This window comes from Neochlamydia sp. EPS4, from assembly GCF_000813665.1.
Classification (GTDB): domain Bacteria; phylum Chlamydiota; class Chlamydiia; order Chlamydiales; family Parachlamydiaceae; genus Neochlamydia.
On record NZ_JSDQ01000048.1, the window covers coordinates 72,230 to 97,282 of the forward strand.

Here is a 25,053-nt window from a genome sequence, read left to right on the forward strand (position 1 = left end):
TACATATTATCTTTAGTGCCAAACCGATTATCAGCTAATAGCTACTTAAACTTCACTTGATGGGTAGCTACTCGTCGAATAAGTACCTTAAATTGTTGATCTTTAGTGAGGGAAGGCTACCTTTTCTCCTTTTTTAATTTTCAGGTTTTAAGAATGCATGCCTTTTCCGACTTCTTCCCGTTCTATCGGAAAAGTATGGTCCTCATAGCCAATAAGGCTTGAAAGCGAACTAATACTTTTCGTTTGCTCTTCGAGGATATCACTTCCATCTATAGGGAGGCTTTACTTCTATATTTATCATCAATGCTCCCTCTTTGTCTTGTTCTAGATGGCGTGCTTGCTTTATAACAACTTGCTATAGTTCTTTTAATCCCTAAGGGTCGCTATTAAGAAAGCAGGGAGCCGAAACACCTAAAAAGCTAGATAGTGTTCTAGCTGTCGCTTATGAGTTTCAGTTGGTCAAGGCAATCGTTATAAATGTCCAAGATGATTTGGTTCCATTTCTTTATTCTATTTTTCAAAAATAGTAGGTCTACCGGATAATTTTCCAACGCCTCTGCAGGTAAGTTGAGTGATTCGGTGGCCAATCTTATGGCTATTGAGCTAACAAAAAGTGTAAAGACTGCTTATAGAAATGGCGTTTATGATAGATAAGCTTTCTACTGCTCAACTTATATTCGAGGTGTAAATCTTTTAGAATCTCTATTATGAAGAGGAAAGCTAAGCTACGAGATGGGCAAGCGAGAAGAAATGAGTACCTTGAAAGCCATTCAAAGTTTGGGCAAGAGGATCCCTGCCAGGCAGCTTTGGAAGAACTTTGAGGGTACATAGAAGATGCTTACCGAAACGGTAATGTATCGTTTTAAAAAAACTTTGGAAGAGGTTGGCGTTCTATGAAGCTAGCTTTTCAGCGAGCAGAGCTCTAGGTTAAAACTTTTAGCTAGGAAAAGGATGAAGAAGCTCAAAATTCTTAAAAAACAATAGGCATTAACTTAAAGGGTTAAAGCCTGATATAAAACCTATACCTTAACTACACAAAAACTACACAAAATAGTAAATCATTTACACAACAAGATTTGACCTTCTACTAGATAAGGAATCAGAAAAGTAAAGTTTTATAGGAAAATCAAACTAAAAAACATATTTTCTTGTTTTGATTAATAAATATATGGCTTAAAGTTAGCTGCGGATAAATTTCTGAATTAAAGCTTGAAAAGCAAGGATAGCTTATAAACGCTTGCCTATAGCTTCTTGCTAAAAATAAATCATCAATATTTCCTAGGATTAATTAGTTTTTTAAATAATGCAAGCTTTGCTATTAGCATTATAGAACATTAAAGAAAGGGTTTAACCTTATGCAAGTTCAAAATCTCTCTTCCCATCCCCTATCAAATATTTCACCTGAAATTCCTGTAGCTGAGATTTCCCCCGAGGTCCACAAGATGTTACAAAATCCTGAACTTTACGACATGGTACAGGGTACTCTATGTGGCCGATTGATTAAATTGCTTCTAGCACGCTGCAATACCACTTTAGAAAAGCATTTATATGCATACAAAGCTAAGGGAATTATACTTTCAAAAAGACTAGAAACCGTATGGGGAATAGCCCAAGCTACAGATAATCAAGAAGCTCTGGATATACTTTATAAGTATAATCCTAACTTAGCTTCCATCTGCCATATTAAACTTATGGCTCATCGATTTAGTATTGTCGGTAAAAGCCAAATAAATGGGCAGTCTTTTGACTTAGAAGGTTTTGATCACCGCATTACCTTTCAAGCTCTTTATAATTCGCTTAAACAGCATCTAGAGGTTACCGAGCAAGAGATGATTCTTCCTATCATTGAAATGATTTTAAAAGTTGAAAAAGATCCTCATACAAAGGATCAAATTCTTATAGACGCCTATCATCAAGGCAAAACAATTTTTTTACCTTTAATATTTAAGCTAGCCACAGCCGGCCACATCTATGGTTTTCTCATTAAAGGCAACCGGTTAATCAAGCTGAATAAAGGACTTCATGCAGACCTACCAACAGGCTTACATGTTTATATAATAGGCGATCCTTCTAAGATTAATATTGAATACATTCATAGGCTACTGAACACGAATGTATTAAGGAGTTATTTTGAAAAAGGAGTGGATAAAGAACTGGGTCTTGTTCATGACCTCTATATCCCTACTACCCTTCAAAAAGCAGGAGTTTGTTCTTGGTCTATAGCCAAACTAGCTTTACGAGGAGGATTTATTTTAGAAGGGATAAAAAATGAAAAATTAAAATATAAAAAATGGAGCCAAGCCGATCGTTTTGCAACAGTCATTGATTATCTAAAGCAAGAAAATGTAGATCCCCACTTAATCGCTTCTTTGTGGTGTAGAACTAAAGACCAAAAAATTAAAGAAGTATTGGAAGATAGATTAACAACTACGCTTATAGCTAATAAAAATTCTACCTCTCTTCATTTAGCAGCAGAAAGCAATAACTTTTCAGTGGTAGAAAAGCTATTGATGGATGGAGAAAATATCAATAGTGAAGACGCTGAAGGCTGGACACCTTTAATTGCCGCGGCTTGCCAGGGCCATGTTGAAATGGTGGAATACCTGTTGGAAAGAGGAGCCTACGTTAATAAAACGGGCAAAACAGGCCTTAATGCTTATTGCCATCTATTATCTCAACAAGGTGAATGCTCTAAAAACCCTAAAATGGAAAACCGTATTAAAAAGGTCAAGCAATTCTTAATAGAGAAAGGAATTGACACCGATCTTTCCAATGGTTTTAGATTGATGGCCCGACGCCATGCGAAAGGATTTTAAAAATTTTGCTTTTGCATTCTCTGCAGCCTTTCCACCACTTCATCAATTGTTGGCCTTGCTGATGGGCCGAGGTCACACATTTCTATGATGAGCCTTTCTAAATTCACCCCCGCTTCTTGTTTCAGCTCGTTAGGAAAGTACATTGCTGTATTTCCAGGTCTCTTTTTATCATTATATGATTAAGTAAATATGAACTCTAAAATTGTTTTACTTATAAAAAAATAATTGATAATCTCCGTGACCGCTTACAATTAAAGCTTGAAAGGCAAGGATAGCCTATAAATGTTTGCCTATAGCTACTTGCTAACAATAAATCATCGATATTTCCTAGGCTTGATTAGATTGTTAAATAATGCAAGCTTTGCTATTAGCTTTATAAAACATTAAATAAAGGTTTAACCTCATGCAAGTTCAAAATCTCTCCCCCGCTCCTCTATCAAAGATTTCACCTGAAACTTCTATGCCTGAGATTTCCCCCGAGGTCCACAAGATGTTACAAAATCCTGAACTTTACGACATGGTCCAGGGTACTCTATGTGGCCGGCTGATTAAATTGCTTCTAGCACGCAGTAATACCACTTTAGAAAAGCATTTATATGCATACAAAGCTAAAGGAGTTGTACTCTCAAAAAGGCTAGAAACCGTATGGGGAATAGCCCAAGCCACAGATAATCATGAAGCCCTTGATATACTTTATAAGTATAATCCTAACTTAGCTTCTATCTGCCATATTAAACTTATGGCTCATCGATTTGGTATTGTCGGTAAAAGCCAAATAAATGGGCAGTCTTTTGACTTAGAAGGTTCTGATCACCGCATTACCTTTCAAGCTCTTTATACTTCCCTTAAACAGCATTTAGATATTACTGAGCAGGAGATCATTCTTCCTATTATTGAAATGATTTTAAAAGTTGAAAAAGATCCCACTATAATGCCAGCAATTCTTTTAGATGCCTATCATCAAGGCAAAACAATTTTTTTACCTTTGCTATTTAGTTTATCTAGAGCCTGTCACATTTATGGTTTTCTCATTAAAGGCAACCGGCTAATCAAGCTTAACAAAGGATACCATGAAGACCTACCTACTGGTCTACATGTTTATAGAATAGCTGACCCTTCTAGGATTAATATTGAATACATTCATAGATTATTGAACACGAATGCATTAATAACTTATTTTGAAAAAGGTGTGGATAAAGAACTGGGTCTTATTCACGACCGCTATATTCCTACTACCCTTCAAAGAGGAGGATTCTGTTCTTGGTCTTTAGCCAAAATGGCTTTACGCGGAAGCTTTATTTTAGAAGGGATTGAAAATGAAGAAATAAAATATAAAAAATGGAGTCAAGCCGATCGTTTTGCCACAGTCATTGATTATCTAAAGCAAGAAAATGTAGATCCTCACTTAATCGCTTCTCTATGGTGCAGAACTAAAGACCAAAAAATTAAAGAAGTTTTGGAAGATAGATTAACAACCACGCATATAGCCAATGAAAAATCCACGCCCCTTCATTTAGCAGCAGAAAGCAATAACTTTTCGGTGGTGGGAAAGCTATTGATGGATGGAGAAAATATCAATAGCGAAGACGCTGAAGGCTGGACACCCTTAATTGCCGCGGCTTGCCAGGGGCATGTTGAAATGGTGGAATACCTGTTGGAAAGAGGAGCCCACGTTAATAAAACGGGCAAAACAGGCCTTAATGCTTATTGGCATCTATTATCTCAACAAGGTGAATGCTCTAAAAACCCTAAAATGGAAAACCGTATTAAAAAGGTCAAGCAATTATTAATAGAGAAAGGAATTGACACCGACCTTTCCAATGGTTTTAGATTGATGGCTCAACGCCATGCGAAAGGATTTTAAAAATTTTGCTTTTGCATTCTCTGCAGCCTTTCTACCACTTCATCAATCGTTAATAATAATGGGTCAGGGTCGTACCTCTCTATAAAGAGTCTTTCTAAATCCACCTCTGCTTTTTGTTTCAGCTCCTTACGAAAGTAGATTGCTGTATTTCCAGGTCTCTTTTTAACATTTTAAAAGCCAATCCTACTTTAGCTAAATCTTTATGCCAGTTATGCACTTCTTGCTTGCTCACTTCTTCGCAAGTAAAGCCTTCTTTGATCACCTAGCAACCATTTAGCTTAGCATATTCAGCTAGCATTTTTGGATCATTGGTTATTCCACATCCTTTCTGAAATTCTGCTTAAGTTATCCTTTTAGGTTAATAGTCCTCTTTTTCCAGAAGTTTAATTGTCAGTCGCTTCATATAAATAAGAATTATTTAATTTGAATAATCATGCGTTTTAAATCAGCTTATTACGCGAATGCATATTTAAAAAATATTGTTTGTTAACAAATTAAATAATTAATGTGTGATTTTTTTTATTATAATTTATAGGAGTGGTTGTTAATTTTTAATAACTTACAATTATTTACTTTTAATTTTAATAAATAAATTGTTTTAACAATTATATTTATAATTTATAATTAAATTATTAGTAAATTTGTTTGTTTAATAACAATTAATAAAGGATAGTTATGAATAATGACTATGGTAAAGTTTTAAATTTTTGGAAAGAAAAAGAATCTCTACCTGTCACTCCTAGAGAACAAGTATCCAGCGAGAGAAAGATGCCGGGGCAAGTAAAGGTAAGCGAAAAAGTTAAAGAAATCATGGCGAAGACAGATTATCTCTTAAACAGACCCTCCGAGAGAGGTCTCCTTCACAGAACAAAGCCAGAACAGAAATCAAATAAGCCCCCAGAACTCGAAGGAAAGTTTTCCTCGGAAGAAATTACTCCAGCTAGCGAGGAGGTCAAAGGGCGTGAAAGGTCGCTAAAGCTTGAAAAATTGAGAAAAGTTTTTGAAAAAAACCATAAAGGGCAACAATCCCCAGCTGGTAAAGCTGCCCCTGGAAAAATAGCCATTCCTCTAGCCTTTATGACACCTGAAGAAAAAGAAATAAGAAGAAAGATGAAAGGTAAAGAGAAGGAAACAGAAGCTGTAGCTGAAGAATCTATAGCAAATTTAGACCTTACCAAGGAAGCAGCCGCTCTTAGTGAGATTGAGGGGGATTTACATCATTTAAATCAAAGGCTAGATGAAAAGCCCAACTTAGAAGATTTAAATGCAATTAGAGAGAAACATAGCGATCTTAAGAATATACCAGGGAATGGAAATTTTAAATCATTCCCAGAGGGGAGAGAGCTACATTTACAAGTTGGCAGCTTAGGGAAAAAGCTTGATGAGGCTAGAAAGATTACTTCGGAGCTAGACGAAACTCAATCACGCCGGTTAATACCGAAAATAAGCTTGTCTCAAAGCGATTCAGAGCAGATTAGTGAGGAATTAGATAAAATATTAGAAAACCTAGAGATAGGTGCCGATATAGAATTTAACCACCCTGCAGAGCTTGCTACAATAGAAGAGCAAATTAGCCAGCCATTAAAAATGATGGGTGAGAAATCAAAGCAATTTGACTTTAAGGCTATTGAACAAGATATGGCTATATTGAAGGAAATTTTAAAGGGAAGCCTCATAGATCCACTTACGAAAATTAGCGCTAAGAAAGTACCAGGGTTGACGCATTCATATACTGTTTATTCTAATGGAGAGATTGCAGTTCACCTGAAAAAAGAAGAATGGATTCGTATTGGAAATGAAACAAAAACAGGTTTGCTAGGCAAAGGGGGATATAAAAAGGCTAAGTTAATGCAAGATATAGACACTGAAGAAATTAAAGTCAGAGGGGTTTTATTCAAGCCTCTCGATAGGTTACAAAGAAAAGATATAATTCAATTTATAGAGGATGTAAAAGGCCAACCACACATTTGTCAAATGGAGCATGTGGCGTGGGAATCAATGCCTAAAAAATCTGTGTCTACCTGGAGTGCCCAAAAAACAGGGGGACGCAAGGAGGCTTTTATATCTAAGTATTACCCTTTTTCTGGTGAAAAGATGTTCTCTTTTATTAAAAGCAATCAATTTCCCGAGCAATTGCATGTTACAATAGCCCTTCAACTTGCACAAGGAATTCAAATAATGCATGAGAAAGGATGGGTTCATCGGGATCTTAAGCCTGAAAACATCTTCTTGCGATGGGATCCCTCCAATCAGGAAACAGTAGAGGCTGTTGTAGGGGATTTTGATACTGTTCATAAAAATGACGATGTCAACAAGAGAAGAGATTCCTTAGGCACGCCAGGTTATATCCCACCAGAATATTCAGAGGAAGAGCAGGTCGAGGATGCTAAACCTGCAGATGTTTATGCGCTAGGGGTCAGTTTGCTAGAAATGTTTATCAGCCATGGATCTGCTCCCTGGAAGGTGGGTAGGGACCCTATTCCACTTACCTTCTACTTAACGGAGGCAGGTTATAAAGAGGACCTAGAAAAACTAAAACAAAAAGCGAGGGGTGATTTAGAAGAGCTCATCATAGAAATGTGTAACCCCAACCCATCAGCAAGGCCAAAGATTGAGGTGGTGGTGAAAAGGCTGCAGAGCATGCAAAAGTAAAAGTTTTAAAACCTTTCTGCATAGCGCCGTGCCATCCATCTAAAACCATTGGAAAGATCTGTATCAATTCCTTTCTCTATTAAAACCTTTTCAACCTTATTGATACGGCTTTCCATTTTAGGATTTTTAGAGCATTCACCTACCTGAGATAATAGATAACAATAAGCGTTAAGGCCTGCTTTGCCCGTTTTATTAACGTGGGCTCCTCTTTCCAGCAGATATTCCACCATTTCAACATGGCCCTGACAAGCCGCGGCAATTAAGGGCGTCCAGCCTTCAGCGTCTTCACTATTGATATTTTCTCCATCCAGCAATAACTTTTCTACCACTGAAAAGTTATTGCTTTCTGCTGCTAAATGTAGGGATGTGGAGTTTTCATTAGCTATATGCGTAGTTGTTAATCTATCTTCCAAAGCTTCTTTAATTTTTTGGTCTTTAGTTCTACACCACAAAGAAGCGATTAAGTGGGGATCTACATTTTCTTGCTTTAGATAATCAATGACTGTTGCAAAACGATCGGCTTGGCTCCATTTTTTATATTTTAATTTTTCATTTTCTATCCCTTCTAAAATAAATCCTCCGCGTAAAGCTAGTTTGGCTATAGACCAAGAACAAACTCCTGCTTTTTGAAGGGTAGTAGGAATATAGTGGTCGTGAACAAGGCCAAGTTCTTTATCCACACCTTTTTCAAAATATGTCCTCAATACATTCGTGTTCAGTAATCTATGAATGTATTCAATATTAATCTTAGAAGGATCAGCTATTTTATAAATATGCAAACCGGTGGGTAGGTCTGCATGAAGTCCTTTATTAAGCTTGATTAGCCGGTTGCCTTTAATGAGAAAACCATAGACGTGACTGGCTGTAACTAGCTTAAATAGCAAAGGCAAAAAAATTGTTTTGCCTTGATGATAGGCGTCTATAAGAATTTGATCCTTTGTATGAGGATCTTTTTCAACTTTTAAGATCATTTCAATAATAGGAAGAATAATTTCTTGTTCAGGAAGAGCTAGATGAAGTTTAAGCGAAGTATAAAGAGCTTGAAAGGTAATGCGATGATCAGAACCTTCTAACTCAAAAGACTGCCCATTTATTTGGCTTTTACCGACAATACTAAATCGATGAGCCATAAGTTTAATATGGCAGATGGAATCTAAGTTAGGATTATACTTATAAAGTATATCAAGGGCTTCTTGATTATCTGTGGCTTGGGCTATTCCCAATATAATCTGTAAACTTTCTGAGAGCACAACTCCTTTAGCTTTGTATGCATATAAATGTTTTTCTAAAGTGGCATTACAGCGTGCTAGGAGCAATTTAACCAGCCGGCCACATAGAGTACCCTCTACCCTAGCGTAAAGTTCAGGATTTTGTAACATCTTGTGGACCTCGGGGGAAATCTCAGCTACAGGAATTTCAGGTGAAATCTTTGATAGCGGATGGGGGGAGAGATTTTGAGGTTGCATGTAAAACCCTTTCTTTAATGTTTTATAAGTCTAATAGCAAACCGTGCATTATTTAAAAATCTAATTAATCCTAGAAAATATTAATGAGTTATTTTTAGCAAGGGGCTAACCTATTCTAGGGGTATGGCAGTTATAGGCTATAGAAAGGTAAAGGCGGTTAGAATTTATTCTCCTATATCGCTATCCATATTTCTTAGCTTCTATTCAAGTAGGTAAGCGTTTATAGGCTATCCTTGCTTTTCAAGCTTTAATTCAAAAATTTATCCGCAGTTAAACATAAGCTATAACTTCATTAATCAAAATAGGAAAATATATTTTTAGTTTAAGTTTTGGATGGGATTTAGCTTTTTAATTCATTATCAAGTAGAAGGTTTAAATACTTTTAATGTTTAATGAAGTTAGCAGATGTCTATTCTATGCGGTTAATACTCAAGGCTGCTTACTATTCGTCCATCCTAGTTATATACATATGCATCTGTAGATGCACTAAAGAGCTTGGCAAGAACGTGAAGAAGTTAAGCCATACGCTTCCATAACAGAGATAGCCTTTGATTTTTGTGGGATGAAGCTCTCTAGGGCGAAGGAGAATGCAAAGTTTACTAGCATGGGAATGACAAGCGGAGAATTTGAAGAAAGATTCACTTAAGCATTTGTCCAAATCTATAGGAGATTATTTTGAGGGATTTGACAAAGAGCAATAAAGCGGATGATTTAATAACAAACTCCATGATCCTTTAAGTTGCCAAAGAGCCTAAAAATTCCTTATAGACAGGAAGCTTATGATAGATAATCTTTCTACCCATCATCTTATAGTCGGAGTATAAATCCTTCAGCCCCTCTGCGAGGAGGAACCTTAAGCCAAAGACTGGCAAGACCTGGATGGAGAAAAAAGAAATAATACTTTGAAAGTTATTTAGAGCTTGGCAGGGAATTTTTTCTTTAGGAAAGTGGCCTATCAGCAAGCAGGCCTTATAATTTAAATGCTGCTCTATGAAGTAGATGGAAGAATTGGAATACCTAAAGGACAATAAGTGCTAATTTAGTAGCATAAGGCTGGGCCTTAAAACAAACGACCTACTAGATTATTTATCTAACAAGGCCATTTAGAGGAGGAAAATTAAAAGTTCATACTTATCAAGCTTAATCTATCAAATTAAAGAGGGCCTGCCGGATTTCCTCTGAAAGGGTTGCATAATGAAGCGGATCACGACGCAGGTTATTTTCTATTTTCCATATCTTATGAATACTCCCATCATGCAGCAATAAAATCCGATCTGCCAGATAAATAGCATCACGGAAGTCGTGGGTATTCATTAAAATCGTACAATTTAATTTTTCTTTGATTTTGCGTAATAGTTCATAAATCTGCTCACGAAGCACTACATCTAGCTTGTTAAAAGGCTCGTCTAGCAGTAGAAGAGGGCGTTGTTGCAAAAGAGCACGGGCGAGAGAAGCCCTTTGGCGCATTCCTCCAGAAAGTTGCTCAGGATATAGGTTAGCACTTTCTTTGAGGCCCATTTCTGAGAGCAGGCTTAATGCTTTTTGCTGGAGGGATAAGCTAGAAGAAGGCTTTTTCCCTAATTCTGTAGGGAGGAGTAAGTTTTCTAGAATGGTTCTCCAAGGAAGCAATAGATCTTCTTGCGCCATAAAAGCAATGGATTCTGCAGGTTGACCTGTGGCTACGCTAATAACTCCTGTTTCGAGCGGTAATATGCCTGCGAGGAGTTTAAAGAGAGTCGTCTTCCCTGATCCTGACCATCCTACTAAAGAAATAACTTCGTTAGGTGATATATCTAACGAAAGATTTTTTAATATCTTTTTTTCTCCGAAGGAAAAAGAGAGGTTTTGAATTTTTAATAAGAATGTTGGCATATTCACTCGTTGAGTCTTTTTTTATCTTAATAAAAGAGAGGATTGAATGAAACACAAGCTTAAAGATGTATAGACTACCTTTCAAGAACATTGAATGAATAGATGGGTTGCTGGATGAAGTTTGTTATTATAACAATCTCTAGAGGAAAGCTTAGAAAATTTTTTTATCTCCATCTCCTTTGGCGTCTTGAAAGTATGCTCCTGGAAAGGAAAGAAGTAGAGAGTTTGGCTAACTTTTAAGGAGGTAAAAGATAAATTAGATTGTATGGTGCCCTACTATTAGTTCTATAGGTGTTTCCTCTTGATGACTATCACTAAATTATCTATGATCATTTCACTAATTTTAAAATTCATTAAGGAGAGTTGTGGAAAAAAGTCACGTTCCTTCTAAAGGAACCGTTTTGTCAGCTATGTTTCTTGTAGCGGGTTGTTGTATTGGCGGAGGAATGCTTGCTTTGCCTGTGGCCACGGGTGTGAATGGTTTTATACCTTCTTTAGTGGTCATGGTTATCTGTTGGATAATGATGACAATTACAGGTTTACTTTTATTGGAAGTTAGCCTGTGGATGGAAGAAGGTGTCCATGTCGATACCATGACACATCGCCTTTTAGGAAATGTTGGACGTTGGATTAGCTGGATTCTCTATCTCTTTATTTGTTATGCCTCGCTTGTTGCCTATACAGCAGCAGGAGGCCATCAGCTAGCCCTCGCGTTCGGCAGCATTTTTGATATTCCCTTGACTAAAGAACTAGGGTGTATGATCTATATCTTAACTTTTGGACTCGTCCTCTATTTAGGGAGTGCCATTGTAGGTCGAGTCAATGCAATTTTATTTATGGCTATGCTTGCTTCCTATGTAGCCTTAATTAGCATAGGGATGCCTGAAGTGCAAGTTACTTATTTGAAATATAGTCATTGGACCGGTTTTCTATTAGCTATTCCTTTAATGTTGGCCTCTTTCAGCTATCAAACAATGGTCCCAAGTTTGACCCCTTATTTAAAAAAGAATTTAAAAGGCTTACGTTTAGCAATTATTGGAGGGACCTCTATCACCTTTATGATCTATGCTTTATGGCAATGTATGATGCTAGGTATTGTTCCTGTAGAAGGAACCCATGGCTTGGCTCAAGCCTTGATAGATGGCAAGCCTGCCACCCTTTTTTTAAATGAGCATGTGCACGGAAAGTATGTAGCAAGTATCGCCCATTTTTTTGCTTTTTTTGCCGTTGTCACTTCTTTTTTGGGAATTGCTTTAGGGCTATTTGATTTCCTTTCCGATGGATTAAAAATTAAAAAAATAGGAATGGGAAACGTAATATTAGGCATCTTAATCATCATGCCTACCCTTGTTTTTGCTACTCAATTTGAGAGAGTGTTTGTCGTCGCTTTAGATTCTTCGGGCGGTTATGGGGATACAATCTTAAATGGCTTTATTCCTGTTTTAATGGTCTGGGTAGGGCGGTATTCTAAAGGATATCCAGCTTATTTTCGCGTGCCGGGAGGAAAATTACTACTAAGCGTAGTATTTATATTTTTTCTTCTATGTTTATTGCTTGAGATTTTTGTACACACCGGGTATTTATCTTCTGTGTATGAAGCCTATGAACTAATCGAAAAAAGAATCGACATTTAGGAGAAATTGTCATGCGTTTTTTATTAGCTATAAAAGCGTTTATTAAAGCTTGGAAGGAGCCCACTAAGGCTCTAGTTTTTTTAGACGATTCGGTGAAAAATTTAGAAAGTACCAAGCAAGACTATTCACATTTGCGCTTGCTTGCTTTATTGCAACAGTCAGGGCGGCTTATTGATTTTTTAAAAGAAGATATTCATGCTTTTACTGATGCTCAGGTAGGTGCGGCTGTACGTCAAATACATCAAGAATGTAGCAAGAACTTGGAAGAACTGGTAACCATACGTCCTATCATGCTAGAAAAAGAGGGAGCAAGGGTTACAGTACCTAAAGGATATGATACTACAGCTATAAAAGTATCGGGCCAAGTTAAGGGAGAGCCTCCCTACATAGGGACTATTGTTCACCAAGGCTGGAAAGCTCATAAACGATCTCTGCCCATGAAAATGGCAGAACAAGCCTCCGAAATTATTTGCCCTGCAGAAATTGAAGTTAAAGGATAATTAAAGAAACTATTTCTCTCTATATATTGTATATAAGGTATTTTAATCATGGTCTCTTCTAGCCATTATATTATCGGTATTGATCTTGGAACGACTAATTGCACTTTAGCTTATACGCAAGTTGATAATAATAGCCCCGTCATTCATCAATTTTCTATTCCACAGGTCATGGAGGCTACAACCTTAGGTGAGAGCAAAGCTCTTCCCTCTTTTTTATATTTTCCCTTATCAGAGGAGCTTTCTGCAATCCCTCTAGGGCTAGCAGATTTTTTTAGCTCTAATAAGTGTGTAGGATCGTATGCTCGTAATAGAGGGGCTGAGCTGCCTGCTCGGCTCATTTCATCAGCAAAATCCTGGCTTTGTCATCCTGGCATTAATCCCCATGCCCCCCTCCTTCCTATCGACTTGGACGAAGAAGGCTCAAAAATAAGTCCCTTGCAAGCTTGTTCGGAATTATTGCGGCACATGCGCTTAGCATGGGAAAAAAGCATGCCGCAAGTTCCATTTAAAGAGCAGCAGATCTTAATTACGGTTCCTGCCTCTTTTGATCCGCGAGCTCGCCAACTTGTCGAAGAAGCTGCAGCTTTAGCAGAATATCCCGCTATTATTCTTCTGGAAGAACCTCAGGCAGCCTTTTATGCATGGTTGCATAGGCATGCCCAGGATTGGCGTAAAATCCTTAAAGTGGGAGATCATATTTTAGTAGTAGATATTGGGGGAGGAACTACCGATTTTAGTGTCATCTCCGTAATTGACCAAGAAGGAGATGTAGGATTAAACCGCATTGCCGTAGGATCTCATCTATTACTGGGTGGAGACAATATGGATCTAGCGTTAGCTTACCTTGCAAAATCTAAATTAGAAGAGCAAGGCCATTCTATTGATGAGTGGCAGCTTAAAGCTTTAACACATGCTTGCCGGCAAGCAAAGGAACAACTGTTTTCGGCAGAACCCTCTCAGCAAGTGGACATCACTATCATGGGGAGAGGACGTAAACTAATAGCCAATTCTTTAAAAACATTTATAACCTTGCCAGAAGCCCAAGAATTAATTCTGCAAGGTTTTATGCCTATAGTACCTCTCGAAGAGCGTGCTCATCATGAAAAACGTTTAGGCTTGCAGCAGATCGGCTTACCTTATGCGCAAGATGCGCGTATAACCTGTCAATTAGCTAAATTTTTGTCTATGACCGGTGAAAGTGAAAGCTCAAGCATGGATAATTTTCTAATGCCTAACGCTGTCCTCTTTAACGGGGGAACCATGAAAGCAGAAGCGTTTTGCCAAAGAGTGGTAGAGCAACTTAATTATTGGGCTACAAAAATGCATAGAGAAACGGTAAAAGTATTGGCAGACGGTGATCTGGATCATGCTGTGAGCTATGGAGCTGTTAGCTATGGACTTGCTTGCCGAGGGCAGGCCATAAGAATTAAAAGCGGTACAAGTCGCAGTTTTTATGTGGGCGTAGAAGAGGCTACCTTGGCCGTGCCCGGTATTACACCCCCTCTTAAAGCTGTGTGTGTAGTACCTTTTGGCATGGAAGAAGGCTCAGAGCAAGATTTACCGGATCAAGAATTTGCCCTTGTAGTAGGACAGACAGCTACCTTTCGCTTTTTTAGCCATGCAACTAAAACGTTGTCCAGTGGTATAGAACCTTCCGTAGGAACCGTAGTTAAAAATTGGAAGCAGGAGCTGACCGAGTTACCTAGCATGGAAGCTTGCCTAGACCGAATGGAAGGAGATGGAAAAGTGATTAATGTTAAGTTAAAGTCTCGGATGACAGAATTGGGTGTACTGGAGCTATGGTGTGTATCAGCAGATGGACGTCAATGGAAGCTGGAATTTGAAACACGTAAGGAAATAAATCCGTCTTGATGAAGTAGTTAGCTGCCAGCCAGTAAAAAAAATTACGGGACTTTTTCTTTAAGTGACCTGAAGTTTTAGTTTTTTCATCCTGTCTTAAGTGCTTTGCATCTTAATTTTTACGCTTTTCTTCTTGTAGGTAACTTAAAAACTGGCTCTACCTGTAAAATTGCAAAAGCCCTGCAAGAAGCGGGTGGAGGTTTGGGTTAAGAAAATTTAATATTTAGGTTAGCGGGCGATAAGCTATTTACTTAGCTGTGAGTAATCGGAGGGCATCTTGTTTCATGCGTAGATGTACACTGTAGAGGCCGTTGGCACGGCTAGGTGTTAAGCTAGCCCGAATACCCAAGTCTTCTAAGAATGTGGGTGCACAGGTTAAAATAGATTCTGGTGTCTCTCCATTATAGACATACACAAGAAGAGCTGCTAGCCCGGCAGAAATTAAAGCTTCAGACTCCACTTCAAAATAGACGTTTCCCTCTTTTAAAAAAGAGTGTAAATACATGGCACTTTGGCAGCCTTTAACAATATTCTCAGAGGTTTTATGAGGGGGTTCCAGCTTCGTTAGTGTTCGACCCATTTCAATGATCTTTTTGTATTTAGACTCTTCATTAGGACAAGCTGCAAAAAGAGCTTTTAATTCGTTTTGCTTTCTTTCAAAGGTTGGTGACATAAGGGAACAACATCTTATCTAGTTTAATATATAGCTCTAATATCTACTTTACCTTAAAGCTAAAAAATTTAAGGAATAGCAAACTTAACGCAAGTTTAAATAAACTCTAGCTAGCAAGTGTTTGCAAAAAATAAAAGCTTTTAATTTATCGCCCCTTATTCTTTAATAAAGAGCCTGCGTGAAGTGATTGACTATCCTAAGGAAATAATAGCTCTCCTATCGTTTATTTACCATATTAAATTTTTCTCTAGCTTCGTAGGTTTCATAGGTCAGCCTTTAATCCTCTAGAGTAATGTTTAACTTCTGTTCTCCTAAACTGAAAAATTAAAAAGAGGAGTGTTTTTTTATCCATATTCACAAAGGGAAATAGGCATAGCTTAAAGGGACTAGCGAAGATAAAAGTACTGGTAAGTTACCTGCAGAAAGAGCTTGCAGAAGCCTGGTTTTAAATATTCATTAGGTCATGTAAGGATGTTAGGCAAAGAGAAGTGCAATCAAAAATTCTTAACAAAAGGTAGGCGTTGAGTCCTTAAGCCTTAAGATAAATATAAAAAACGTCCTTACAAGAGGGTGTTTGCAATATAGCAGAAAAGCTAGAAGGAGATTAGCCAAGTGATGTCCTCTAAGAGTAAAATAATTTTCATGGATTTTACATTTATGCTTGACATTTAACAAATTTGTGTTAATTTATTCTACACTAAATAAATCGTTTCTATTTCTTCAAAGACATAAACCCAAATATAGCATGGCAAAAGAAGATACTATTAAATTGGACGGCACTGTAGAAGAGCTGCTTCCAAATATGACCTTTAGAGTGTCCTTACAAAATGGCTTAAAGGTTATAGCCCATCTATGTGGAAAAATGCGAATGAAAAATATTCGTGTTTTAGTAGGAGATGTGGTGACTGTAGAGATGTCTCCTTATGATTTAACGAAAGCTCGGATAATTTTCCGCCAACGTTAAGAATAGGAAAGATCCTGATAATTGTTGATCTTTTATATAAAAAAAGCTAAACTTTTATGCTTTTGAGTTTGCAGACAAAAATTGCTTGCCCAGATAGCTCAGTGGTAGAGCACTTGCATGGTAAGCAAGCGGTCGAAGGTTCAATTCCTTTTCTGGGCAAAAAAGAAAAAAATAAATATATTAACGTCCTTACTGGAGTTTAACGGAGGATATAATGGCAAAACAATCATTTCAACGTAATAAGCCTCACGTAAACGTGGGCACTATTGGCCACGTCGACCATGGCAAAACAACCTTAACAGCCGCTATAACAAAAACATTGGCTGAAGCAGGCGGAGCAACTTTTAGAGACTATGCTTCAATTGATAATACACCTGAAGAAAAAGCACGTGGTATCACTATCAACTCCACTCACGTGGAATATGAAACTGATGCTCGTCACTATGCGCACGTTGACTGCCCAGGTCACGCTGATTATGTAAAAAACATGATTACTGGTGCTGCACAAATGGATGGTGCTATACTTGTGGTAGCTGCCACAGATGGTGCTATGCCTCAAACGCGCGAGCATATCTTATTGGCTCGTCAGATGCAAGTTCCTGCGATTGTTGTCTTTCTTAACAAAGTAGATATGCTAGGTGAAAGCGATCAAGAGTTGCTTGACTTGGTGGAATTAGAATTGCATGAGCTACTCGAATCAAAAGGCTATAAAGATGTGCCTATTGTTAGAGGATCTGCCTTAAAAGCTCTCGAAGGGGATGAAAAATATGTGGAAGCAGTTAGGCAGTTAATGCGTACTGTTGATCAGCAAATTCCTACACCTACACGAGAAATTGATAAGCCTTTCTTAATGCCTGTTGAAGATGTGTTCTCAATTTCTGGACGTGGTACAGTAGCTACTGGTCGTGTAGAGCGAGGAATAGTCAAATTAAACGATAAGTTACAGTTGGTTGGGCTAGGTGTAACACGCGATACTGTAGCGACAGGGGTAGAGATGTTTAACAAGTCTATGGATGAAGCACGTGCCGGTGAAAACGTCGGTCTTCTTCTTCGCGGTCTTGAAAAGACGGATATCGAGCGTGGAATGGTGTTAGCAGCTCCGGGTACTTGCACTCCTCATACTGAGTTCAAAGCGCCTGTATACGTGTTGACTAAAGAAGAAGGTGGCCGTAAGAAACCTTTCTTTACAGGTTATCGCCCTCAATTTTACTTCCGTACGACAGACGTAACCGGTACCATTGAATTGCCAGCAGGTGTAGAAATGGTGATGCCTGGTGATAACGTGGAAATTATCGTTAAATTAATTGCTCCAGTGGCTATGGAAAAAGGTATGCGCTTTGCTATTCGTGAAGGCGGACATACTATCGGTGCTGGTACAGTATCAGAGATTATCAAGTAAGTGTTAGTGTGAGTGTGTAGAGAAATAGGTGGGTAGCCTACAATTTTCTACACACTTACCTTAATGATGAGGGTGTGTAGCTCAGCTGGTAGAGCAGCGGTCTCCAAAGCCGCCGGTCGGGGGTTCGAATCCCTCCGCACTCGTAGTGAAGTAATCACAATGAGAGTATATTGGAGGTAAAATGGTAGTCGAAGTCAAATCAATAGAAGCAAAGAAAAAACAACAACCTGCCCTTAATACCTCTAAAAATAAAGAAACTGTGGCGGCTCACAAAAAAATACAAGTAGCCGACTTTATTAGTGAAATTAAAGCTGAACTTAAACGTATTAACTGGACGAATCCGGAAGAATTAAAAACTTATACTCTTATTGTGGTCGGTGCCACTTTTTTTTGTGGGATGGGTATATATTTTATGGATTTACTCATTCAAGCGTGCCTTTGGTTTTTAGAGTCGGCTCTGCGTTTAGTAGTTTAAGATTAATAACGGCGGTGGTAAATGCACAAATGGTATGTCGTACAGGTTTTCTCTACACATGAAAAAAAAGTCAAGAAAGCATTAGAGGAGCACCGAGACCTCAAAGGCATGAGCGAGCTTATCGAAAAAATATTGCTGCCCATTGAAAATGTTTCTGAGGTCAAAAAAGGACAACAGAAAATTATTGAAAGACGTTTATGGCCGGGTTATCTCCTTGTAAAAATGACTCTAACGGATGAGTCTTGGCATTATGTTAAGCAGACTGCAGGAGTCATTGAGTTTTTAGGTGGAGACAAACCTACAGCTTTATCTGATGCAGAGGTTGAAGAAATTCTTAGAGATTTGGAAGATAAAAAACAAAAAGTTACTCAGCGCCACAAGTTTGAAATAGGCGACAAAGTTAAAATTATCGATGGCGTATTCGTTAACTTTATTGGAACCGTCTCTGAAGTCTTCCATGATAAAGGCCGCTTGAGCGTATTAGTTTCTATTTTCGGGCGTGATACACGTGTGGATGATCTAGAATTTGTACAAGTGGAAGAAATTAACGAAGAAGCAGAATCAAGCTAGAGATCATAAAGGGATAGGGTTTTAAATAGCACTATCATGAAGATGTCAATAAGATAATATAAAATGAGTGTGACAGAAAACTCAGCTTTGATGCTTTAGCTGCTTCAGTTCCCTGCCTCGGGGTGTCACATGTTAAGATGAATGGTGGATAGAAGGAAATTATGGCAAAAAAAGTTGTTAAAATTATTAAGTTGCAAATTCCAGCAGGGAAAGCTAATCCAGCTCCACCTATTGGTCCAGCACTCGGTTCTGCCGGTGTGAATATTATGGCATTTTGCAAGGAATATAATGCTAAAACTCAGGCGATGGCAGGAGATATTTTGCCCGTCGTCATCACTGTGTATGCTGATAAAAGCTTCACATTTATTACAAAAAAGCCCCCTGTAGCAGAACTATTGAAAAAAGCAACAGGCGTAGCAAAAGGGTCGGCTGTACCTAATCGAGACAAAGTGGGCAAAATTACTAAGGCGCAAGCGTTAAAAGTGGCTGAAGAAAAAATTCAAGACATGAATGCGCGCGATTTAGAAGCTGCTACACATATCGTTCTAGGAACAGCACGTTCCATGGGCTTAGAGTTAGTCGCTGAATAAACTTATAAACAAAAAGAGAATATGGGTCGCCAAAGCAAAAGAATTCGGGAGGCAGCAAAACAAGTGGATGTGACTAAGACATACACTGTTAAAGAAGCTGTCGAAATTTTAAAGAAATGTCCGCCTGTTAAATTTGATCAGACGCTTGACGTGGCTTTAAAAATGGGCGTGGACCCTCGTAGAACGGATCAACATGTCCGCGGAACTGTATCACTACCGAATGGTACAGGAAAAACGATTTCAATACTCGTTTTTGCCAGAGGTGAAAAGGTTAAAGAAGCCTTAGCAGCTGGAGCCGACTACGCAGGTGACGATGAACTTTTAGAAAAAGTTAGCGGGGGATGGAGCGGCTTTGATGCCGTTATTGCCACCCCAGATATGATGCGTGAAGTAGGTAAGTTAGGTAAAGTTCTTGGCCCTCGAGGACTCATGCCAACACCCAAAGCTGGAACCGTAACCACTGATATCGTTAAAGCTATTCATGAGCTCAAAGCCGGTAAAATTGAGTTCAAAGTGGATCGCCATGGTATGATTAACAATGGATTGGGTAAGCTGTCTTTTGCGCATGATAAACTTGAAGAAAACATAATGGCATTTTTGCATGCTGTGCAAAAGTCCAAACCAGCTGCAGCGAAGGGACAATTTATGAAGTCTGCGTACCTCTCCTCTACGATGGGGCCCGGCTTAAAAATCGACCTGCGTGCAATTGAGCAAGCTTAAAGGAGTTATTTTATGAGAGAAGAAAAGCAGCTCCTTTTAGATGAAGTACAAGATCATCTTCAGAAAAATGATTCTTTTTTGATCATGCGCTACAGAGGCTTTACAGCTAATAAAGCTAACGAATTTCGTGGCGACCTAGCTAAGCAGGGTGGCTTCATTGAAGTTGTGCGTAAGCGTATTTTAGTGAAAGCAGCTAAAGCAGCAGGGCTTGATATAGATGTAGACTCACTAGAAGGGCATATAGGAATTGTTTTGGCAGGGCATGAGCCGCTTGATACAGCAAAGTATGTATATAAGTTTAGCCAGGACAATGGTAAAGTTGTTGAAGTGATTGGTGGCCGTTTTGAAGGCCAACTGTACAATGCAGCTGAAATGGAGGCCTTAGCTAAGCTGCCCAATAAAGATGAAATGCGTGCGCAGCTACTTGGCGTTCTTCAAGCACCGATGTCTGAGACATTGGCAGTCATGGATGCAGTGTTGTCAAGCGTGGTTTACTGTTTGGACAATAAATGTAAGCAAGCCGGCGAAGATAATAATTAACCCATTAACATAAAGTTTTTAGAAATTAAAGAGGTAGTACTGTGAGTAAAAAAACAGAAGATTTAGTCAATACCCTCAGCGAATTGAGCGTATTAGAGATGTCTGAGTTGAAAACTATGCTTGAAGACAAGTGGGGCGTTAAGGCCGCTGCTGCTGCTGTGGCAGTTGCTGCACCTGCAGCTGCTGCGCCTGCTGCTCCAGAAGCAACTGATTTTCAAGTGACTTTGGTTGAATCCCCAGCTGATAAAAAAATCGGTGTCATTAAGGTTGTACGCGAGATTACAGGTCTTGGCTTAAAAGAAGCTAAAGAACTAGTAGACGGTGCGCCAAAAGTGGTCAAAGAAACAGCCCCAAAGGCAGAAGCTGAAGATATTAAGAAGAAGCTAGAAACTGCAGGTGCTAAGGTTACACTCAAAGGACTCTAAGAAAGTTTTTTTGAGTTTTATCACCCAGGTAGGGGAATTAATATTCCCCTACCTGGGCTCATCTATTTTTAAGTTTGGCTTTTTGGTATAGAATTAAAACTGTAAATTAGGAATTGATATTTTGGTTCTTGAAAAATATAGTCGATATATCCGTCCTTTATGGCTAGTGGTAGATACTATGAGTAAATATCAGTCTATCTTTAATTCCATACCTATCATCCAAACAATTAAGTTAAGTTACACAGGGAGACCTTCAGAATGTTGAAAAGGCCGCCGCAACGCATGAGTTTTATCAATAAAAAAGAAATTATTGATCTTCCGAACCTTATTGAAATCCAAATAAAATCTTACAATCAGTTCCTTCAAGCTAATAAGTTCGCGGATGAGCGCGAAAATATCGGTTTGCAGGAGGTGTTTAGCGAGCTGTTTCCTATTAAGTCTTATGACGAAAAGACTATTTTAGAATACATCTCTTATAGCCTTGGTGTTCCTAAGTATACTCCCGAGGAGTGTATTCGCCGAGGAATTTCTTATAACGTCACGCTAAAGGTTAAGTTTCGTTTAACAGACGAGACAGGGATCAAGGAAGAAGAAGTGTACATGGGCACTATCCCTGTAATGACGGATAAAGGTACCTTTATTATTAATGGTGCTGAGCGCGTAGTTGTTTCTCAGTTGCATCGCTCTCCTGGAATTAGCTTTGAGCAGGAGCGGCATACAAGAGGAAATGTTATCTATTCTTTCCGCATTATTCCTTACAGGGGAAGTTGGCTAGAAGGCGCATTCGATAGCAATGATCTTATCCATATCTACATCGATCGTAAGAAAAGACGTCGTAAGATTTTGGCCACAACTTTTATTCGTGCTTTGGGATACTCGACCAATACAGATATTATTGAAGAATTTTTTAGTACCCGCAAAGTTAAGATTAAAAACGAAAAAGAATTTGTTAAATATGTAGGGAAAATCCTTGCGCAAGACGTTATCGATGAAGATAGTGGTTTAATATTTGGTAAAGCAGCAGAAAAATTAACTACAGCCATGTTAAAGCGAATGATAGACTCAGGTATTGAAGTTATTCGTATTGCTGAAGATGCGGATGAAACAAGCCCTATCATTAAAATGTTAGCAAAGGATTCTACAGATTCCTATGAATCGGCTTTGAAAGATTTTTATCGCAAAATTCGTCCTGGTGAACCTGCTACTTTGTCGAACGCCCGTTCTGCTATTATGCGTTTATTCTTTGATCCCAAGCGCTATAATTTAGGCCGTGTAGGTCGTTATAAGCTTAACTCAAAATTGGGCCTGGAGCTTACTGATGAACAACTCCAAACAGTCACTTTGACGAAAGAAGATGTGATTGGTGCTTTAAAATATCTAATTCGTCTTAAGCAAGGTCGCGATGATGTTAATATTGATGATATTGACCATTTAGGTAATCGTCGTGTGCGTTCTGTGGGCGAATTAATTCAAAACCAATGTCGTATTGGCTTGGCTCGTATGGAGAAAATTATTCGAGAAAGAATGAATCTTTTTGATCTGTCTTCGGATACCTTGACTCCTGGCAAAATTGTTTCCGCAAAAGGCCTTTCGGGTGTGCTTAAAGACTTCTTTGGTCGCTCACAATTGTCTCAGTTTATGGACCAAACTAACCCCATTGCTGAGCTTACTCACAAACGTCGTCTTTCTTCGCTTGGACCTGGCGGCCTGAATCGAGACCGCGCTGGCTTTGAAGTGCGCGATGTGCATACAAGCCACTATGGAAGAATTTGCCCCATTGAAACTCCTGAAGGCCCGAATATTGGTCTAATTACCTCTTTATCTTCTTTTGCTAAGATTAATGAGTTTGGTTTTATTGAAACCCCTTACCTAATTGTGCGAAATGGCATAGTCACAGAAGAGATCGAGTACATGACTGCAGATCAAGAAGAGCGCTGTGTAATTGCCCAGGCTTCTGCTACTCTGGATGAACATAATATGTTTGCTGATTCAATCGTATGGGCACGTTATCGCAGTGAACCGCTAGAAATTGAATCATCCCGAGTTACTCATATGGATGTTTCCCCCAAACAGTTAGTCTCTATTGTGACAGGACTAATTCCTTTTCTTGAACATGACGATGCTAACCGGGCTTTGATGGGCTCTAACATGCAACGTCAAGGTGTACCTTTGTTAAAACCTGAAGCGCCTTTGGTAGGAACAGGATTAGAAGCAAGAGCTGCAAGGGATTCTGGCGCCGTAGTAATAGCGCAAGAAGAAGGGGTTGTGGAGTATGTGGATGGTACAAAAATTGTCATTTCTCCTTTGGATAATCGGATGGAGAAAAAAGTTTATCTGTTGAAGAAATTTTTACGTTCTAACTCCGGTACCTGTATTAATCAGCAACCGCTTGTAGAAGTAGGAGATAAAATAAAAGCCGGCGATGTAATTGCCGACGGACCTGCCACAGACAAAGGTGAAGCTGCACTTGGACGTAACGTACTGGTAGCCTTTATGCCTTGGTTTGGCTATAACTTTGAAGATGCCATTATCATTTCTGAAAAATTATTACGTGAAGATGCTTTCACTTCAATTTATATCGAAGAGTTTGAATTAACAGCTCGCGATACGAAATTGGGTAAGGAAGAGATTACACGCGACATTCCTAACGTATCAGAAGAGGCTTTACTTAATTTAGGAGATGATGGTATTATACGCATAGGTGCTGAGGTAAAGCCAGGCGATATTCTCGTTGGTAAAATTACACCTAAGTCTGAAACTGAACTTGCTCCCGAAGAAAGATTATTACGCGCGATTTTTGGCGAGAAAGCGGCTGATGTAAAAGACGCTTCATTGACAGTGCCTCCCGGCACTGAAGGCGTAGTCATGGATGTAAAAGTCTTCAGCAGGCGAGATCGTTTATCTAAAACCGATGATGAATTAGTTGAAGAAGCTTCTCGTTTGAAAGATATTCAAAAAGAATACAAAGCTAAGCTTAATGAAATTCGTATAGAAAGGCGCGAACGTTTAGGTGCCTTGCTATTAAATGAAATGTCTCCAGGTACTATTGTTCATCGCAAGACTGCGGAAGTTGTTCTCGAAGAAGGTTCTTTAATTAATCAAGAGATGATTGAAGCAATTGAAAAAGAGAACATTGAAGATCTTCTGACGCCTGATAATGAACTTTTCCAAACGCTTAAGCAAATTCTGCATGATTACACGATCGCCATGCAAACCTTGGACACTCAGTATAAAACTGAAGTAGAGCATATGAGGAAGGGGGATACTGATTTAGACCCCGGTATTATACGCCAAGTTAAAGTTTACGTAGCTTCTAAGCGTAAATTACAAGTGGGAGATAAAATGGCAGGCCGCCACGGTAACAAAGGGGTGGTCTCAAGAATTGTGCGGGAAGCTGATATGCCTTATATGGAAGATGGCCGGCCCATTGAAGTCATCCTCAATCCTCTTGGAGTGCCTTCTCGTATGAACATGGGTCAGCTTTTTGAAACTCACTTAGGTTTTGCGGCTCGTGCTGCAGGAATCTGGGTGCAAAGTCCTGTTTTCGAAGGTTTTCCAGAAGAAAAAATCTGGGAAATGATGAGAGCACAAGGAATGCCAGGAGATGGGAAATTTTATCTCTACGATGGATGTACAGGCGAACGTTTTGATAACTCTGTAGTAGTAGGTTACATTTACATCTTAAAGCTCTCTCACTTAGTGGCTGATAAAATTCACGCACGCGCCGTAGGACCTTATTCGCTGGTTACACAACAGCCGTTGGGTGGTAAGGCGCAAATGGGAGGGCAGCGCTTTGGTGAGATGGAAGTTTGGGCGGCTGAAGCTTACGGTGCAGCACATGTGTTGCAAGAGTTACTTACGGTTAAATCGGATGACGTGTCGGGACGTACAAGTATATACGAATCGATTGTTAAAGGTGATAATTTGCTTAAAGCAGGAACACCCGAATCCTTTAACGTTTTGATAAAAGAGATGCAAGGCTTAGGCCTTGATGTTCGCACAGAATCCGTGATAACTGAATAGATTTATTAAG

General features: G+C 38.9%; 18 protein-coding genes and 2 tRNA genes. 17 read left to right on the top strand and 3 right to left on the bottom strand.

All coding sequences use genetic code 11. The features are described from left to right. Positions 1-1,355 precede the first annotated feature (1,355 nt). The 3 genes from DB42_RS10415 to DB42_RS04830 all read left to right on the top strand — a co-directional run bounded on the left by DB42_RS10415 (position 1,356) and on the right by DB42_RS04830 (position 7,332). A complete protein-coding gene (locus tag DB42_RS10415) occupies positions 1,356-2,816 on the top strand; it encodes an ankyrin repeat domain-containing protein (protein WP_052435997.1) in 1,461 nt (486 codons plus the stop codon). Between the two features lie 403 nt (positions 2,817-3,219). Then, positions 3,220-4,680: an ankyrin repeat domain-containing protein gene (locus tag DB42_RS10420; RefSeq protein ID WP_052435998.1), complete on the top strand. Its 1,461-nt coding sequence runs from the start codon at positions 3,220-3,222 to the stop codon at positions 4,678-4,680. A gap of 675 nt (positions 4,681-5,355) precedes the next feature. Then, complete coding sequence (locus DB42_RS04830) at positions 5,356-7,332, top strand: protein kinase (protein ID WP_044881971.1); 1,977 nt, start codon at positions 5,356-5,358, stop codon at positions 7,330-7,332. 5 nt (positions 7,333-7,337) lie between these two features. Here the strand turns inward: DB42_RS04830 and DB42_RS10425 are convergent, their stop codons facing one another. Both DB42_RS10425 and DB42_RS04845 read right to left on the bottom strand, forming a co-directional pair. After that, positions 7,338-8,798 carry an ankyrin repeat domain-containing protein gene (locus DB42_RS10425; RefSeq protein ID WP_052435999.1) on the bottom strand — a complete coding sequence of 487 codons (1,461 nt, stop codon included), beginning with the start codon at positions 8,796-8,798 and terminating at the stop codon, positions 7,338-7,340. 1,140 nt (positions 8,799-9,938) lie between these two features. Continuing rightward, the gene (locus DB42_RS04845; RefSeq protein WP_044881973.1) at positions 9,939-10,670 is read right to left on the bottom strand and encodes an ABC transporter ATP-binding protein; all 732 of its coding nucleotides are present in this window, start codon (positions 10,668-10,670) and stop codon (positions 9,939-9,941) included. A gap of 365 nt (positions 10,671-11,035) precedes the next feature. Between DB42_RS04845 and DB42_RS04850 the strand changes: the two genes are divergently transcribed. From DB42_RS04850 to DB42_RS04860, 3 genes are read left to right on the top strand one after another with little or no spacing between them, the layout of a single operon-like run. Continuing rightward, on the top strand, positions 11,036-12,304 hold the full coding sequence (locus DB42_RS04850; RefSeq protein WP_052436000.1) for an amino acid permease: 1,269 nt from the start codon (positions 11,036-11,038) through the stop codon (positions 12,302-12,304). Positions 12,305-12,315: 11 nt separating this feature from the next. Then, positions 12,316-12,804 (top strand): DUF2760 domain-containing protein, encoded by a 489-nt coding sequence (locus DB42_RS04855; protein WP_044881974.1) that lies wholly within the window; start codon positions 12,316-12,318, stop codon positions 12,802-12,804. A gap of 48 nt (positions 12,805-12,852) precedes the next feature. Beyond that, on the top strand, positions 12,853-14,676 hold the full coding sequence (locus DB42_RS04860) for an Hsp70 family protein (RefSeq protein WP_044881975.1): 1,824 nt from the start codon (positions 12,853-12,855) through the stop codon (positions 14,674-14,676). Between the two features lie 235 nt (positions 14,677-14,911). Here the strand turns inward: DB42_RS04860 and DB42_RS04865 are convergent, their stop codons facing one another. Then, positions 14,912-15,337 (bottom strand): SufE family protein, encoded by a 426-nt coding sequence (locus DB42_RS04865; protein ID WP_044881976.1) that lies wholly within the window; start codon positions 15,335-15,337, stop codon positions 14,912-14,914. Between the two features lie 745 nt (positions 15,338-16,082). Here DB42_RS04865 and infA point away from each other — a divergent pair. The 11 genes from infA (at position 16,083) to rpoB (ending at position 25,043) form a co-directional block, all read left to right on the top strand. Then, entirely contained in the window at positions 16,083-16,301 is a 219-nt protein-coding gene (infA, locus tag DB42_RS04870; protein WP_039385545.1) for a translation initiation factor IF-1, read from the top strand. 87 nt (positions 16,302-16,388) lie between these two features. After that, a tRNA-Thr gene (locus DB42_RS04875) sits at positions 16,389-16,460 on the top strand. 55 nt (positions 16,461-16,515) lie between these two features. Next, a complete protein-coding gene (tuf, locus tag DB42_RS04880; protein WP_044881977.1) occupies positions 16,516-17,700 on the top strand; it encodes an elongation factor Tu in 1,185 nt (394 codons plus the stop codon). Between the two features lie 70 nt (positions 17,701-17,770). Then, positions 17,771-17,843, top strand: a tRNA-Trp gene (locus DB42_RS04885). 38 nt (positions 17,844-17,881) lie between these two features. Further along, entirely contained in the window at positions 17,882-18,175 is a 294-nt protein-coding gene (secE, locus tag DB42_RS04890) for a preprotein translocase subunit SecE (protein ID WP_052436001.1), read from the top strand. A gap of 21 nt (positions 18,176-18,196) precedes the next feature. Further along, positions 18,197-18,745 carry a transcription termination/antitermination protein NusG gene (gene nusG, locus DB42_RS04895; protein WP_039385542.1) on the top strand — a complete coding sequence of 183 codons (549 nt, stop codon included), beginning with the start codon at positions 18,197-18,199 and terminating at the stop codon, positions 18,743-18,745. Between the two features lie 161 nt (positions 18,746-18,906). Next, positions 18,907-19,335 carry a 50S ribosomal protein L11 gene (rplK, locus tag DB42_RS04900; protein ID WP_039385540.1) on the top strand — a complete coding sequence of 143 codons (429 nt, stop codon included), beginning with the start codon at positions 18,907-18,909 and terminating at the stop codon, positions 19,333-19,335. 21 nt (positions 19,336-19,356) lie between these two features. After that, positions 19,357-20,055 carry a 50S ribosomal protein L1 gene (gene rplA, locus DB42_RS04905; RefSeq protein ID WP_039385539.1) on the top strand — a complete coding sequence of 233 codons (699 nt, stop codon included), beginning with the start codon at positions 19,357-19,359 and terminating at the stop codon, positions 20,053-20,055. A 12-nt stretch (positions 20,056-20,067) separates the two neighbouring features. Continuing rightward, positions 20,068-20,595, top strand: coding sequence for a 50S ribosomal protein L10 (gene rplJ / locus DB42_RS04910; protein WP_044881978.1), 528 nt, complete (start codon positions 20,068-20,070; stop codon positions 20,593-20,595). A 41-nt stretch (positions 20,596-20,636) separates the two neighbouring features. Next, positions 20,637-21,020: a 50S ribosomal protein L7/L12 gene (rplL, locus tag DB42_RS04915; RefSeq protein ID WP_039385535.1), complete on the top strand. Its 384-nt coding sequence runs from the start codon at positions 20,637-20,639 to the stop codon at positions 21,018-21,020. A gap of 261 nt (positions 21,021-21,281) precedes the next feature. Beyond that, positions 21,282-25,043, top strand: coding sequence for a DNA-directed RNA polymerase subunit beta (gene rpoB, locus DB42_RS04920; protein WP_042244108.1), 3,762 nt, complete (start codon positions 21,282-21,284; stop codon positions 25,041-25,043). Positions 25,044-25,053 lie beyond the last annotated feature (10 nt).